At 69.9% G+C, this 13,215-nt stretch carries 14 protein-coding genes; 10 read left to right on the top strand and 4 right to left on the bottom strand.

Annotated features, from left to right (window positions below):
* Window positions 1-212 precede the first annotated feature (212 nt).
* A complete protein-coding gene (locus ABDW35_RS05195) occupies window positions 213-1,571 on the top strand; it encodes an esterase-like activity of phytase family protein (protein WP_343712791.1) in 1,359 nt (452 codons plus the stop codon).
* 136 nt (window positions 1,572-1,707) lie between these two features.
* Here the strand turns inward: ABDW35_RS05195 and ABDW35_RS05190 are convergent, their stop codons facing one another.
* The 3 genes from ABDW35_RS05190 to hslV all read right to left on the bottom strand — a co-directional run bounded on the left by ABDW35_RS05190 (window position 1,708) and on the right by hslV (window position 4,557).
* Window positions 1,708-2,532 carry an MBL fold metallo-hydrolase gene (locus ABDW35_RS05190; protein ID WP_343712790.1) on the bottom strand — a complete coding sequence of 275 codons (825 nt, stop codon included), beginning with the start codon at window positions 2,530-2,532 and terminating at the stop codon, window positions 1,708-1,710.
* A 112-nt stretch (window positions 2,533-2,644) separates the two neighbouring features.
* Window positions 2,645-3,961, bottom strand: coding sequence for an ATP-dependent protease ATPase subunit HslU (hslU, locus tag ABDW35_RS05185; protein ID WP_343712789.1), 1,317 nt, complete (start codon window positions 3,959-3,961; stop codon window positions 2,645-2,647).
* Between the two features lie 47 nt (window positions 3,962-4,008).
* Complete coding sequence (gene hslV, locus ABDW35_RS05180) at window positions 4,009-4,557, bottom strand: ATP-dependent protease subunit HslV (protein ID WP_343712788.1); 549 nt, start codon at window positions 4,555-4,557, stop codon at window positions 4,009-4,011.
* Window positions 4,558-4,718: 161 nt separating this feature from the next.
* Here hslV and hisB point away from each other — a divergent pair, with 161 nt between their 5' ends.
* The 9 genes from hisB (at window position 4,719) to ABDW35_RS05135 (ending at window position 12,861) form a co-directional block, all read left to right on the top strand.
* Window positions 4,719-5,363 carry an imidazoleglycerol-phosphate dehydratase HisB gene (gene hisB / locus ABDW35_RS05175; protein ID WP_343712787.1) on the top strand — a complete coding sequence of 215 codons (645 nt, stop codon included), beginning with the start codon at window positions 4,719-4,721 and terminating at the stop codon, window positions 5,361-5,363.
* Window positions 5,364-5,378: 15 nt separating this feature from the next.
* Window positions 5,379-6,017, top strand: coding sequence for an imidazole glycerol phosphate synthase subunit HisH (gene hisH, locus ABDW35_RS05170; protein WP_343712786.1), 639 nt, complete (start codon window positions 5,379-5,381; stop codon window positions 6,015-6,017).
* Window positions 6,014-6,586 (top strand): GNAT family N-acetyltransferase, encoded by a 573-nt coding sequence (locus tag ABDW35_RS05165; RefSeq protein WP_343712785.1) that lies wholly within the window; start codon window positions 6,014-6,016, stop codon window positions 6,584-6,586. Before hisH ends, ABDW35_RS05165 begins: the two co-directional genes overlap by 4 nt.
* Complete coding sequence (gene hisA, locus ABDW35_RS05160; protein WP_343712784.1) at window positions 6,583-7,326, top strand: 1-(5-phosphoribosyl)-5-[(5-phosphoribosylamino)methylideneamino]imidazole-4-carboxamide isomerase; 744 nt, start codon at window positions 6,583-6,585, stop codon at window positions 7,324-7,326. Before ABDW35_RS05165 ends, hisA begins: the two co-directional genes overlap by 4 nt.
* A 4-nt stretch (window positions 7,327-7,330) precedes the next feature.
* Window positions 7,331-8,095 (top strand): imidazole glycerol phosphate synthase subunit HisF, encoded by a 765-nt coding sequence (gene hisF / locus ABDW35_RS05155; RefSeq protein ID WP_343712783.1) that lies wholly within the window; start codon window positions 7,331-7,333, stop codon window positions 8,093-8,095.
* Window positions 8,092-8,436, top strand: coding sequence for a phosphoribosyl-ATP diphosphatase (locus ABDW35_RS05150; protein ID WP_343712782.1), 345 nt, complete (start codon window positions 8,092-8,094; stop codon window positions 8,434-8,436). The genes hisF and ABDW35_RS05150 overlap by 4 nt, the downstream gene beginning before the upstream one ends.
* 154 nt (window positions 8,437-8,590) lie before the next feature.
* Window positions 8,591-8,962: a histidine triad nucleotide-binding protein gene (locus ABDW35_RS05145; RefSeq protein ID WP_343712781.1), complete on the top strand. Its 372-nt coding sequence runs from the start codon at window positions 8,591-8,593 to the stop codon at window positions 8,960-8,962.
* Window positions 8,959-10,821, top strand: coding sequence for an adenylate/guanylate cyclase domain-containing protein (locus tag ABDW35_RS05140; RefSeq protein WP_343712780.1), 1,863 nt, complete (start codon window positions 8,959-8,961; stop codon window positions 10,819-10,821). The genes ABDW35_RS05145 and ABDW35_RS05140 overlap by 4 nt, the downstream gene beginning before the upstream one ends.
* Window positions 10,822-10,899: 78 nt before the next feature.
* On the top strand, window positions 10,900-12,861 hold the full coding sequence (locus tag ABDW35_RS05135) for an NAD(P)-binding protein (RefSeq protein WP_343712779.1): 1,962 nt from the start codon (window positions 10,900-10,902) through the stop codon (window positions 12,859-12,861).
* Here the strand turns inward: ABDW35_RS05135 and ABDW35_RS05130 are convergent.
* A partial coding sequence (locus tag ABDW35_RS05130) for a DMT family transporter (RefSeq protein ID WP_343712778.1) occupies window positions 12,858-13,215 on the bottom strand: 358 nt, incomplete at its 5' end. The genes ABDW35_RS05135 and ABDW35_RS05130 overlap by 4 nt on opposite strands.

The following is a 13,215-nucleotide window of genomic DNA, read 5'->3' as shown; positions in this document are numbered from 1 at the left end:
TCATTGCCGGGCTTGACCCGGCAATCCAGAGAGCGTCGAGACCTTCTGGATGCCCGGGTCAAGCCCGGGCATGACAATTTGGGAGAGTCCGGAGCCATCTCGCGACCCGAGACTTTCATACAGTCGTCATCCGCCCGTCATCGGCCGTCCCCACTCTCCCGCCGCGTTTCGTCCGAGAGGGGGACCCCATGCTTCCGTTCCGCAGTGCCGCCGTGTCTTTGCTTGTCCTGGCCCTGTCCGCCGCCGCGGCCCTGGCCGGGGACGACCCGGCGGCGAAGACCTATCCGGCGGTGCTGGAAGGCCATGCCGTGCTGCCGGCGATGACCTTCGCCGCCCCGCCGGCCGATGCGCCGGCGATGTTCGCCACCTCGGCCAAGTTCGCCGGCCCGACCCTGGCCCGGATCGACCGGCCGTTCAGCGTCATGGGCACCACCGGCTCCGGCAAGGCGGTGCGCGAGACCGGCCTGACCTTCCCCTTCGTCGGCCAGGCGGTGCAGGGCTTCAGCGGCATCCGGCCGGTCGGCAACGGCGAATACGTCGTCATCACCGACAACGGCTTCGGCTCCAAGGCCAACTCGCCGGACGCGATGCTGATGGTGCACCGGGTGAAGCCGGACTGGCAGACCGGCCGGGTGGCGCTGCTGAACACGCTGTTCCTGTCCGACCCGGACCGGAAGGTGCCGTTCCGCATCGTCACCGAGGCGACGAAGGAGCGCTACCTGACCGGCGCCGATTTCGACATCGAATCGGTGCAGCTGATCGGCGATCACTACTGGTTCGGCGACGAGCTGGGGCCGTTCGTGATCGAGACCGACGCCGCCGGCCGGGTGCTGACGGTCGTCGACACCACGGTCGACGGCAAGCCGGTGCGCTCGCCCGACAACCCCTACATCACCATGCCGGGCGCCCCCGGCGCGGTCGCCTTCGAATCGCGCCGCAGCAAGGGCTTCGAGGGCATGGCGGTGTCCGAGGACGGCAAGACCCTGTACCCGCTGCTGGAAGGCGGGCTGTGGGACGCGGCCAAGGGCGCGCCCGAGGCCGACGCCCAGGGTCACGAGCTGCTGCGCGTGCTGGAGTTCGACGTCGCGTCGAAAAGGTTCACCGGCAAGTCGTGGAAGTACCGGCTCGAGACCAACGGCAATTCGATCGGCGACTTCAACCTGATCGGCGGCACCCGCGGCCTGATCATCGAGCGCGACCAGGGCGAGGGCGACGTGGCGCAGGCCTGCCAGGGCGACCCGAAGCCGGACTGCTTCGCCACCCCGGCCAAGCTGAAGCGGGTTTATCTGGTCGACCTGGCGGATGCCGATGCCGACGGCATCCTGCGCAAGATCGGCTCGATCGACCTGCTGGCGATCCTGGATCCGGACCACAAGGCGCGCCAGGGTGGGCATGACGGGGTGCTGAGCTTCCCCTTCGTGACGATCGAGAACGTGGCGCGGGTCGACGCCGACCACATCATCGTCGCCAACGACAACAACCTGCCCTTCTCCTCCGGCCGCGCCGTCGACCGGCAGGATGACGAGGAGTTCGTCCTGCTCAAGGTCACCGAACTGCTGAACGCGAAGTAGACAGCGCTTGGTAATCCCTCCGTCATCGCCGGGCTTGACCCGGCGATCCAGGGCCACCCAGAGCGGCCTCGACACTTCCTGTCATGCCCGGGTCAAGCCCGGGCATGACAGGAGAGGAAGGCGGGGTTGGCGGAGCTTATCCCTCGACGAAGCGCCAGCCGCCGTCGCCCGCCTCGATCCGGCCGACCGGGCTGACATGGCTGCCGGTGACCCGCCAGCCATGCCGTGCCGCCTGCTCCAGCACGAAGCGGCGGCTCTCGATCGCCTGTGCCGGGTCGAGGTCGTAGGTCAGCCCGACCTCCGGGTCCTCGATCTGCGGCACGCCGAGATGGAAGGCGTCGGCCCAGATCAGCAGCGCTTCCCGGCCCTCGCCGATGCGATAGCCGCTGTGCCCCGGCGTGTGGCCGGGCAACGGCACGGCCTTCACGCCGGGCATGGCCTCGACGGGACCCGGCGGAATGGCATGAAGGCGGCCGGCATAGGCCTCGGCCAGAGTGGCGGCCAGCTTGAAGTTGCCGCGCCGGGCCGGCGGAAAGGTCTCGGCGATGGCGGCATCACCGTAGAAGGCGAGATCCTGTTCCGGCACCAGGACCTGCGCGCGGGGCAGCCAGGGGCGGTCGCCCTCGAGCAGGCCCAGGACATGGTCGCCGTGCAGATGGGTCACCAGCACGCGGTCGATCTCGTCCGGCCGCACGCCGGCCGCCGCCAGCGCCGCGGGCGCCTTGCCCATGGCCGGCCCCCAATGGTCACCGGTGCCGGCATCGATCAGGGATATCCCGTTCTCGCCCCGCAGCAGATAGCAGTTCACGTCGATGCTGATCTTGTCGCCGGGCCAGCCGTCGACCAAGCGACGGCTGGCGTCTTCGCCGGCGGCGTGGACCAGCACCGTCTTCGGCGCCTCGAAGATGCCGTCGAACAGCACAGTGAGATCATAGGGGCCGAAGCGCCCGGCAGCAGGCATGTCGATGTCTCCCGGCAGAGCGGTTGCTTGCCCGGCCGGGCCCGCTCCGTCACCGCCGAGGCTAGCCGGGCGATGACGGTGGGCGGAAGCCGCGGAGACCGATGGTCTGCTATTACAGGATGAACTTGCTCAGATCGGCGTTCCTGGTCAGCGCGCCGACCTTGTCCTGGACATAGGCCGCATCGATCTTCACCGTCTCGCCGGACCGGTCGGAGGCGGTGAAGCTGACCTCGTCCAGCAGGCGCTCCAGCACCGTGTGCAGCCGGCGGGCGCCGATGTTCTCGACCGACCGGTTGATCTCCGCCGCCAGATCGGCCAGCGCGTCGATCGCGTCCTCGGCGAAGTCCAGCGTCACCTCCTCAGTGCCCAGCAGCGCCTTGTACTGTTTGATCAGGCTGTGCTCCGGCTCGGTCAGAATGCGGCGGAAATCGTCGCGCGACAGGGCCTGCAGCTCGACCCGGATCGGCAGGCGGCCCTGCAGCTCCGGCAGCAGGTCGGACGGCTTGGCCAGCTGGAATGCGCCGGAGGCGATGAACAGGATGTAGTCGGTGCGCACCGTGCCGTATTTGGTCGCCACCTGGGTGCCCTCGATCAGCGGCAGCAGGTCGCGCTGCACGCCCTCGCGGCTGACATCGGCGCCCTGCCGCTCCGACCGGGCGGTGATCTTGTCGATCTCGTCCAGGAAGACGATGCCGTTCTGCTCGACCAACTGGATCGCCTCGGCGGTCACCTTCTCCTGGTCCAGGAGTTTGTCCGATTCCTCGGCCATCAGCACGGCGTGGCTTTCCTGCACCGTCATGCGCCGCGGCTTGGTGCGGTTGCCGAAGGCCTTGCCGAACATGTCATTGAGGTTGAGCATCCCCATCTGGGCGCCCGGCATGCCCGGGATGTCGAAGGTCGGCAGCCCGGCACCGGTGTCGGCCACCTGAATCTCGATCTCGCGATCGTTCAGCTGGCCCTCGCGCAGCATCTTGCGGAACTTTTGCCGCGTCTCTGCCGAGGCGTTCTCGCCCACCAGCGCGTCCAGCACCCGCTCCTCGGCGCGGATCTCGGCCTTGGCCGCGACCTCCTTGCGCAGGGTCTCGCGGGTCATCTTGATCGCGATCTCCAGGAGGTCGCGGACGATCTGCTCGACATCGCGGCCGACATAGCCGACCTCGGTGAACTTGGTGGCCTCGACCTTCAGGAACGGGGCGTTGGCCAGCTTCGCCAGGCGGCGCGCGATCTCGGTCTTGCCGACGCCGGTCGGGCCGATCATCAGGATGTTCTTCGGCAGCACCTCCTCGCGCAGCGCCTCGGGCAGCTGCTGGCGGCGCCAGCGGTTGCGCAGCGCAATGGCGACGGCGCGCTTGGCGTCGTGCTGGCCGACGATGAAGCGGTCGAGCTCGGAGACGATCTCGCGCGGGCTGAAATTGGCGGTGTCGGTCATCTCGGGGTCCTTCGCGGCCGCGGGTCGGGTGATCGGCAGGGCCGCGATCACAGGCTTTCCAGCGTGACGTTGTGGTTGGTGTAGATGCAGATGTCGCCGGCGATCTTCATCGCCTTGCGGGCGATGGTCTCGGCGTCGAATTCCGGATGCTCCATGTACGCCCGGGCGGCGGCCAGGGCGAAGGGGCCGCCGGAGCCGATGCCGATCAGCCCGTCATCCGGCTCCAGCACGTCGCCGGTGCCGGTCAGGATCAGCGACACCTGGCGGTCGCACACCGCCATCATCGCCTCCAGCCGGCGCAGGTAGCGGTCGGTGCGCCAGTCCTTGGCCAGCTCGACGCAGGCGCGGGCCAGCTGGCCGGGATGCTTCTCCAGCTTGGCCTCGAGGCGCTCGAACAGCGCCATGGCGTCGGCGGTCGCTCCGGCGAAGCCGGCGATGACGCTGCCGTCGCCCAGGCGCCGCACCTTGCGGGCGGTGCCCTTCATCACGGTGTTGCCGGCGGTCACCTGACCGTCGCCGGCGATGACGACATGGCCGTTCTTGCGCACGGCGAGGATGGTGGTGCCGTGCCAGGCGGCACTCTCGGAAGACGACATGCAGAAATCCGGAAACGCTGGGGTTGGAACGGGCCGTCGGCCCGCACCGCCTAGATTGGACCGTCCGGCGGGGGGATCAAGTCTTGCGGACCGTTCCCTGCCCTCCGGGCATGGCTCCTTCTCTGGCGATGCGCCGGGCTTCCTGATAAGACACCTGAGCCATGGACGGAACCCCTGCCAAGCCCAGCCGGACCAGCCCGGCCCCGACCCGCGCCGCGACCGTCGACCGCGCCACCCGCGAGACGCGGATCAGCGCCACGGTCGATCTCGACGGCACCGGCCGCTCCGACATCCAGACCGGTGTCGGCTTCCTCGACCACATGCTGGACCAGCTGGCCCGGCACGGCCTGTTCGACCTGACGATCCGGGCCGAGGGCGACCTCCATATCGACTTCCACCACACCACCGAGGATGTCGGCATCACCCTCGGCCAGGCCTTCGCCAAGGCGCTGGGCGACCGCCGCGGCATCCAGCGCTACGGCGAGGCGCATGTGCCGATGGACGAGGCGCTGTCCCGCGTCGCCGTCGACATCTCGGCCCGGCCCTACCTGGTATGGGACGTCCGCTTCACCCGCGACAAGCTGGGCGAGATGGACACCGAGCTGTTCCGCGAATGGTTCCACGCCTTCGCCCAGAACGCCGGGCTGACGCTGCACGTCGCCAACCTCTACGGCGAGAACAACCACCATATCGTCGAAAGCTGTTTCAAGGCGCTGGCCCGCGCCCTGCGCGCCGCGACCGAGATCGACAGCCGCCGCCCGGACGCCGTGCCCTCGACCAAGGGCACGCTCGGCGGTTCCCTCTAGCTCCGGGACTTTCCCATGGCCATCGCCGTGATCGACTACGGCTCCGGCAATCTCCGCTCGGCCGCCAAGGCGCTGGAACGCGCCGCGGCGGAGCGCGGGGCGGCGCAGGAGATCATCGTCACCGCCGATGCCGAGGTGGTGCGCCGGGCCGACCGGCTGGTGCTGCCGGGCGTCGGCGCCTTTGGCGACTGCAGCCAGGCGCTGGGCGCGATCCCGGGCCTGCGCGAGGTGCTGGACCAGCGGGTGAAGCGGGACGGCGTGCCGTTCCTCGGCATCTGCGTCGGCATGCAGGTGATGGCGGGCGTCGGCCATGAGCATGGCGACTTCCTCGGCCTCGACTGGGTCCATGGCACCGTGGTGCCGCTGGCGCCGGCCGACCCCGACCTGGTGGTGCCGCAGATGGGCTGGAACACCTTGACGATCGGTGAAGCGCATCCGGTGCTCGACGGGCTGGACGGGCAGGACGTCTATTTCGCCCATTCCTATGTCATGGTGCCGGCCGACCCGGCCGAGGTGCTGGCGACGGTCGACTATGGCGGGCAGCAGACCGCGGCGGTCGGCTGCGACAACTGGATCGGCGTGCAGTTCCATCCGGAGAAGAGCCAGGCGGCCGGCCTGCGGCTGCTCGGCAACTTCGTGACCTGGACGCCATGACGGATATGGCGGCCTCGGTGCCGGCAGTCTCGGTCGGCCGGCTCGATCGGATCCGTGGCGGCGACCTGCACGATCTGTGTGACGCGGCCGAGCTGGCGATCGTCGAGGGTGGCGGCTTCGGCTGGGTCAAGCCGCCGCCGCGCGAGACCATGGAGCGGTACTGGGGCGGCGTGGTGGTGATGCCGGGCCGGCACCTCTTCGTCGGCCGGCTCGACGAGGTCATCGCCGGCGCCATCCAGCTGGTGGAGCCGCCGGCGAACAACGAGGCGCAGTCCTTCGCCGCCGGCGTCAACGGCATGTTCGTCGCTCCCTGGGCCCGCGGCCACGGCCTGGCACGGATGCTGGTCGAGGCGGCGGAGACCGAGGCGCGGGCGCGCGGCTACGGCCTGCTGACGCTCGATGTGCGCGAGACCCAGGCTGCGGCGATCCGCCTGTTCGAGAGCTTGGGATTCGTCCGCTGGGCGACGAACCCGTATTATGCCCGCGTGAACGGCCGCCTGATCGGCGGCTGCTACTTCCACAAACCGCTGATCCCGCTGACCGAGGCGGGGCAGGACCCGACGCCATGATCCTCTACCCGGCCATCGATCTGAAGGACGGCCACTGCGTCCGCCTCGTCCGCGGCGAGATGAGCGAAGCCACGGTGTTCAACCTGGACCCGGCGGAGCAGGCCAAGGCCTTTGCCGAGCAGGGCTTCAGCTGGATCCATGTGGTCGACCTGAACGGCGCCATCGCCGGCCATCCGGTGAATGCCGAGGCGATCGGCGGCATCCTCAAGGCCACCTCGCTGCCGGTGCAGCTGGGCGGTGGCATCCGCGACCTGGAGCGGATCGAGTTCTGGCTCGAGCGCGGCGTCGCCCGGGTGGTGCTGGGCACGGTCGCGGTGCGCGACCCGGACCTGGTGCGCGAGGCCTGCCGCCGCTGGCCGGGCCGGATCGCGGTCGGCATCGACGCGCGGGAAGGCTTCGTGGCGATCGAAGGCTGGGTCAAGACCTCCAGCGTCAAGGCGCTGGACCTAGCGCTGCGCTTCGAGGATTCCGGCGTCGCCGCGATCATCTACACCGACATCAACCGCGACGGCGCCATGGGCGGGCTGAATGTCGAGGCCACGGCCGACCTGGCCTTCGCCCTGACCACGCCGGTGATCGCCTCGGGCGGCGCCTCCTCGCTCGACGACCTGCGGGTGATCAAGCGCGAGGAGAAGTCGGGCATCGCCGGGGTGATCTGCGGCCGTGCCCTCTATGACGGCCGGATCGACCCGAAGCAGGCGCTGGCGATCCTGTCCGGCCCGGTGCCGGTGGAGGCCTGAAGATATGCTCAAGGTCCGGGTCATCCCTTGCCTCGACGTCAAGGACGGCCGGGTGGTCAAGGGCGTGAACTTCGAGAACCTGGTCGACGCCGGCGATCCGGTCGAGCAGGCCCGGCACTATGACCGCGAGGGCGCGGACGAGCTGGTCTATCTCGACATCGCTGCGACCAACGAGAATCGCGGCGTGCTGTTCGACGTGGTCCGCCGCACGGCCGAGCAGGTGTTCATGCCGCTGACCGTGGGCGGCGGCGTGCGCAGCGTCGACGATGTCCGGGCGCTGCTGCTGGCCGGGGCCGACAAGGTGTCGATCAACTCCGCCGCCGTGGCCCGGCCGGAGCTGGTGTCCGAGGCGGCGGTCAAGTTCGGCCGGCAATGCGTGGTGGTGGCGATCGACGCCAAGCAGGTCTCGCCCGGCAAGTGGGAGATCTTCACCCATGGCGGCCGCAAGGGCACCGGCATCGACGCGGTGGACTGGGCCGACCGGATGGCGCAGGCCGGCGCGGGCGAGCTGCTGGTGACTTCGATGGACCGGGACGGCACCAAGGAAGGTTTCGATATCGGGCTGCTGCAGCGCATCCGGCAGGTGGTCGGCATCCCGATCATCGCCTCGGGCGGCGTCGGCACGCTGGACCATCTCGCCGACGGCGCGCTGTCCGGCGGCGCCACCGGCCTTCTCGCCGCCTCGATCTTCCATTTCGGCACCTATTCGATCGCCCAGGCCAAGCAGCATCTGGCCGAGGCCGGTCTGCCGGTGCGGATGGCGGCATGAGCGGCGGCAGCTCGCCGATCGATGCGCGCGTCCTGGACCGGCTGGCGGCCGTGATCCGGTCGCGGCAGGGCGCCGACCCGGCCTCCAGCTACACCGCCAAGCTGCTCGCCCGCGGCCGGCCGAAGATCGCCCAGAAGCTGGGGGAGGAGGCGGTCGAGACGGTAATCGAGGCGCTGCGCGACGATCCGGAGAAGATCGCGTCCGAGAGCGCCGACCTGCTCTACCATCTGCTGGTGCTGTGGGCCGATGCCGGCGTGTCGCCGCAGGCGGTCTGGGCCGTGCTCGAGGCGCGCGAGGGCACCAGCGGCATCGCCGAGAAGGCGGCGCGGCCGACGGAGTAGGCGCGCCCGCCCGTGCGGGGAAGCTAGGGGGCCGGCCCGCGACATCGCGTCGCCGCCGGCATCGAACGGGTCGCTGGGGTGTTGGCTGAATTTCGCCGCGATTCAGCACCATGTGTCATCATCGCTCAGCGAAGACCGGTGGAGAGGACGACCGATGGCCTATGATCCGAACAATGTCTTCGCCCGCATCCTGCGCGGCGAGCTGCCGTGCAAGAAGGTTTATGAGGACGACCACGTCCTGGCCTTCCACGACATCAGCCCGCGCGCCCCGGTGCATGTGCTGGTGATCCCCAAGGGCGCCTATGTCTCGATGGATGATTTTTCGGAGCGCGCCAGCGACGCCGAGATCGCGGCCCTGACCCGGGCGGTCGGCCGCGTCGCCCGCGACCTGAACCTGGCCGCGCCGGGCTACCGCATCCTGTCGAATATCGGCGGCGACGGGCACCAGGAAGTGCCGCATCTGCACGTCCACATCTTCGGCGGCCGGCCGCTGGGCCGCATGCTGGATCCAGCCATCGCCCCATGACCCTGCCGGTCTCCGCCGAGGCCGAGGCGCCGGCCAGCCGCTCCGGCCGGCCGCGCCGACGCACCATCACCCTGGCCCGGACGCTCGCGGTCGCCATCGGCGGCCTGGTGGCGATCGCGGTTGCGGCGGTGCTCGCGATCTACTGGACCACGGCGGCGCGCACCACCTTCGACCTGCTGACCAACCAGGCGGAGATCGGCGTCGCCTCGGTCGAGGCGCAGCTGCGCCAGCATCTCGAGCCGGTGTCGAACGAGCTCGGCAACATCGCCCTGCTGCTGCAGCAGGGACGGCTCGACGCCGGCAATACCGACCAGTTCACCACCATGCTGACCGGCGCGCTCGCCGCGTCGCCGCAGGTCCGGTCGATCGCTTACCTCACCGAAGACATGCGCATCCGCGGCGTGACCCGCGAGCAGGACGGCAGCTACCAACCGATCAGCATGGCGGCGGATCTCGAACGCAGCCATGACGTGCTGATGGAGGCTGCCGGCAAGGTCGACGCCTATTGGGGCGAGATCCTCTTCCTCTCCGACGGGCCGCACGCCACCGTGCTGAACCTGCGCCAGCCGGTGCGCCGCAACGGCCAGCTGGTCGGCGTGCTGTTCGCCGTGGTCACAGTGCAGGACCTGTCGAAATTCCTGGCCCGGGTGTCCAGCGATCCCTCGCAGGTGCCCTTCATTCTCTATGGCGAGGACCGGGTGCTGGCCCATCCGCGCATGGCCACCGACCCGCCACCGGCCTCGGTGGAGGAGCCGCTGCCGCGACTCGACCAGGTCGGCGACCCGCTGTTGGCGGCGCTGTGGACCCAGGGGGCGCCGGTCACCGTGCGCAACCCGCGGGTGCGGATCCGTGAGGTGCAGATCGGCGACCAGGACGAGATCTTCCTGTACCGCACCATCTACGGCTTCGGCCCGACCCAGCTGATCCTCGGCATCCATGTGCCGGGGGATGCGATCGGCGCTGAAGTGTGGCGGGTGATCCGGGCCGGGCTGGCGGGCCTGGCGGTGATGGTGCTGGCGATCATCGTCGGCGTCTTCGTCGGCCGGATGATCGCGCGGCCGGTGCGCGCCTTCTCCGACCAGGCGCGGGCGGTGGGCAAGCTGGAGTTCAGCCAGTTGAGGCCGCTGCCGGGCAGCGTGTTCAAGGAGCTGAATGAGGGCGCCCAGGCCTTCAACACCATGCTGGTGGGGCTGCGCTGGCTCGAGACCTATGTGCCGAAAAGCCTGGTCCGCCGCCTGATCGTCAAGGGCGACGGCGAGGATGTGGTGTCGATCGAGCGCATCCTGACGGTGATGTTCACCGACATCGCCAATTTCAGCGCGGCGGCGGAGCGGCTGCCCGCGGCGCGGATTGCGGCCTATCTGAACGAGCATTTCGCCATGCTGGCGCGCTGCGTCGAGGCCGAATCCGGCACCATCGACAAGTTCATCGGCGACTGCCTGATGGCGTTCTGGGGCGCGCCGGAGAAGATGAAGGACCACGCGCCGCGGGCTGCCCGGGCGGCGCTGGCCATCGCCGCGGTGATGCGGGCCGAGAACGACCGCCGCGCCGCCGTCGGCAGGCCGCGGCTGCGGCTGCGCATCGGGCTGCACAGCGGCCCGGTGGTGGTCGGCAATATCGGCGCGCCGGGGCGCACCAACTACACCATCGTCGGCGACACGGTGAACATCGGCAACCGGCTGGAGCAGCTCGGCAAGGTGCTGTCGCGCGACGAGGAGACGACGATCCTGATCAGCGCCGAGACCGCGGCGCTGCTGGGCCCGGAATTCGAGATGGAGAGCCTGGGCCCGCGCCGCGTCCGCGGCCGCAACGGCGAGGTCGAGATCTTCCGGCTGATCGGCATCAAGCCGGCGGCCTGAGCCGCCCCGCTTCGCACCGCAATTCCGCCACCTTGGCCCCGCTGAATCGGGGGCAGCAGCCAGGGAGGGGGAACATCCATGTCATCCGATCGCGATCTGGGAATGGGCCGGGCGATCAGCCGGCGCGACTTTCTCGACGGCATCGCCCTGACGGCGGGCGCGGCCGCGCTGGGCGGGGCTTTCCCCCACAGCGCCTTCGCCGCGGGGCCTGCCGCCGCTTATCCGCCGAAGCTGACCGGGCTGCGCGGCCATCACGAAGGCTCCTACAACGTCATGCATTCGGTGCGCGACGGCACCTTCTGGGGCAAGGCCGGCGCGCCGGAGCCGACCGGCGAGCGCTACGACCTGGTGGTGGTCGGCGGCGGCATCTCCGGCCTCGCCGCGGCGGTGCTGTACCGTCAGCAGGCGGGGGCGAATGCGCGGGTGCTGGTGATCGACTCGCATGACGATTTCGGCGGCCATGCCAAGCGCAACGAGTTCACCAGCGCCAGCGGCCGCATGGTCCTCGGCTACGGCGGGTCGCAGTCGCTGCAGACGCCCAGCTATTTCAGCCCGGCGGTGAATGCGCTGCTGGCGACGATCGGCATCGAGCCGAAGCGGTTCGAGCAGTATTACGACCAGGGCTGGGCCGAGGCGCGCGGTCTGGGCCGCGGCGTGTTCTTCCCGAAGGAGGCGTTCGGGACCGACGCGCTGGTGAAGGAGGGGGAGAAGGCCGCCGACTGGGTGCCGCAGACGCCGCTGACCGACAAGGCCAAGCAGGATCTGATCGCCCTGATCGATGCGCCGGCCGACTACCTGCCCGGCCTGTCGCGGGCGGAGAAGCTGGAGCGGCTCTCGAAGACCACCTACGCCCAGTTCCTGACCGATCTGGTGAAGGCCGACCCGCAGCTGGTCACCTATTTCCAGGGGTCGACCGAGGCCTATTTCGGCGTCGGCATCGACGGCACCACCTGCCTCGACGCCTGGGCCAACGGCAATCCCGGCTTTGACGGCATGGATCTGGGCGACGAGGTCTACCCGACCATGAGCCCCAGCGGCCGCCTGGCTCGCACCGACCCGGACGAGTACATCTACCATTTCCCGGACGGCAATGCCGGCGTCGCCCGGTCGCTGGTGCGGTCGCTCATCCCCGCCGCCATCCCCGGCAGCACGATGGAGGATCTGGTCCTCGCCCAGGCGGACTACGACAAGCTGGATGTCGACGGCCAACCGGCGCGGATCCGGCTCAGCTCCACCGTGGTGAAGGTGAAGCACCAGGGCGACCCGGCCTCGGCCAAGTCGGTCGAGGTGTCCTATGTCCAGGCTGGCCGCCTGCGCACGGTCGAGGCCGGCCACGTGGTGCTGGCCTGCTGGCACCGGGTGATCCCGTTCCTGACCGACGAGCTCCCGGCGGCGCAAGTCGACGCGCTGCGCGACCAGCAGAAGGTGCCGCTGATCTACACCAATGTGCTGATCCGCAACTGGACCGCCTTCTCGAAGCTGGGCATCGACGGCTTCGACGCGCCGGGCCATTTCTGGTCGGGGGCGGAGATCGACTTCCCGGTCAGCATGGGCGGCTACCAGTTCGCCGACAAGCCGGAGGACCCGGTGCTGCTGCATCTCAGCAAGGTGCCGCTGCAGCCCGGCCTGTCGTCGCGCGAACAGTCCCTGGCCGGCCGCATCCAGCTGACCCAGCTCAGCTTCGAGGACATGGAGCGCGAGATTCGCGACCTGCTGGGCCGCGCCCTGTCCGGCGGCGGCTTCGACCCGGCGCGGGACATCGAGGCGATCACCGCCAACCGCTGGTCGCATGGCTATGCCTATGAATACATGCGGCCGTGGGATTCGTTCTGGCCGGACGGCCCGCTGCCGATCGTGGCGGCGCGCAAGCCTTGGGGCCGGATCGCGATCGCCAATGCCGATTCCGGCGCCTATGCCTATGTCCATTCGGCGATCGACCAGGCCACGAGGGCGGTGCGCGAGCTGCTGGGCACGCCCGACGGCGCGCCGGCCTTCGCCGACTTCCCCGGCCCGCCGCGGGATAAGCTCGGGCTGCTCTAAGACGGCTGGCGCGGCGCCGCGGGGACCACTGGCCCGGCCGCCCTCGGCGCCGCCCGCCCGCGGGTGTTGACCAGCACCACCCCGGCGATGGCGATGGCGCCGCCCAGCAGGGTCTGCGGCCCCGGCGCCTCGCCCAGCAGCGGCAGGGCGATCGCGGTGGCGACCGGCGGCACGAGATAGAGGAAGTTGGTCGCCCGCGCCGCGCCGAACTGGCCCAGGGCATAGGTCCAGGTGGCGTAGCCGATGGCCGCCGGCAGCACGCCGAGCCCGATCACCGCGGCGATGGTGGGCGCGCTGGCGACGGGCAACTCGGCGGCCGCCTCGGGCAGCCAGGGCGACAGCCACAGTGCGCCG

Origin of the sequence: Inquilinus sp. (assembly GCF_039594555.1) — a bacterium.
Classification (GTDB): Bacteria; Pseudomonadota; Alphaproteobacteria; order DSM-16000; family Inquilinaceae; genus Inquilinus.
This window is presented reverse-complemented; position numbering and strand designations above follow the sequence as displayed.

Coding starts and splice junctions, on each gene's coding strand:
- ABDW35_RS05190 (WP_343712790.1), bottom strand. CDS start 2,532: ATGCCTGCTGCCGGGCGCTTCGGCCCCTATGATCTCACTGTGCTGTTC.
- ABDW35_RS05150 (WP_343712782.1), top strand. CDS start 8,092: ATGAGCGGCGGCAGCTCGCCGATCGATGCGCGCGTCCTGGACCGGCTG.
- hslU (WP_343712789.1), bottom strand. CDS start 3,961: ATGACCGACACCGCCAATTTCAGCCCGCGCGAGATCGTCTCCGAGCTC.
- ABDW35_RS05140 (WP_343712780.1), top strand. CDS start 8,959: ATGACCCTGCCGGTCTCCGCCGAGGCCGAGGCGCCGGCCAGCCGCTCC.
- hisA (WP_343712784.1), top strand. CDS start 6,583: ATGATCCTCTACCCGGCCATCGATCTGAAGGACGGCCACTGCGTCCGC.
- hisB (WP_343712787.1), top strand. CDS start 4,719: ATGGACGGAACCCCTGCCAAGCCCAGCCGGACCAGCCCGGCCCCGACC.
- hslV (WP_343712788.1), bottom strand. CDS start 4,557: ATGTCGTCTTCCGAGAGTGCCGCCTGGCACGGCACCACCATCCTCGCC.
- ABDW35_RS05165 (WP_343712785.1), top strand. CDS start 6,014: ATGACGGATATGGCGGCCTCGGTGCCGGCAGTCTCGGTCGGCCGGCTC.
- ABDW35_RS05135 (WP_343712779.1), top strand. CDS start 10,900: ATGTCATCCGATCGCGATCTGGGAATGGGCCGGGCGATCAGCCGGCGC.
- hisH (WP_343712786.1), top strand. CDS start 5,379: ATGGCCATCGCCGTGATCGACTACGGCTCCGGCAATCTCCGCTCGGCC.
- ABDW35_RS05145 (WP_343712781.1), top strand. CDS start 8,591: ATGGCCTATGATCCGAACAATGTCTTCGCCCGCATCCTGCGCGGCGAG.
- hisF (WP_343712783.1), top strand. CDS start 7,331: ATGCTCAAGGTCCGGGTCATCCCTTGCCTCGACGTCAAGGACGGCCGG.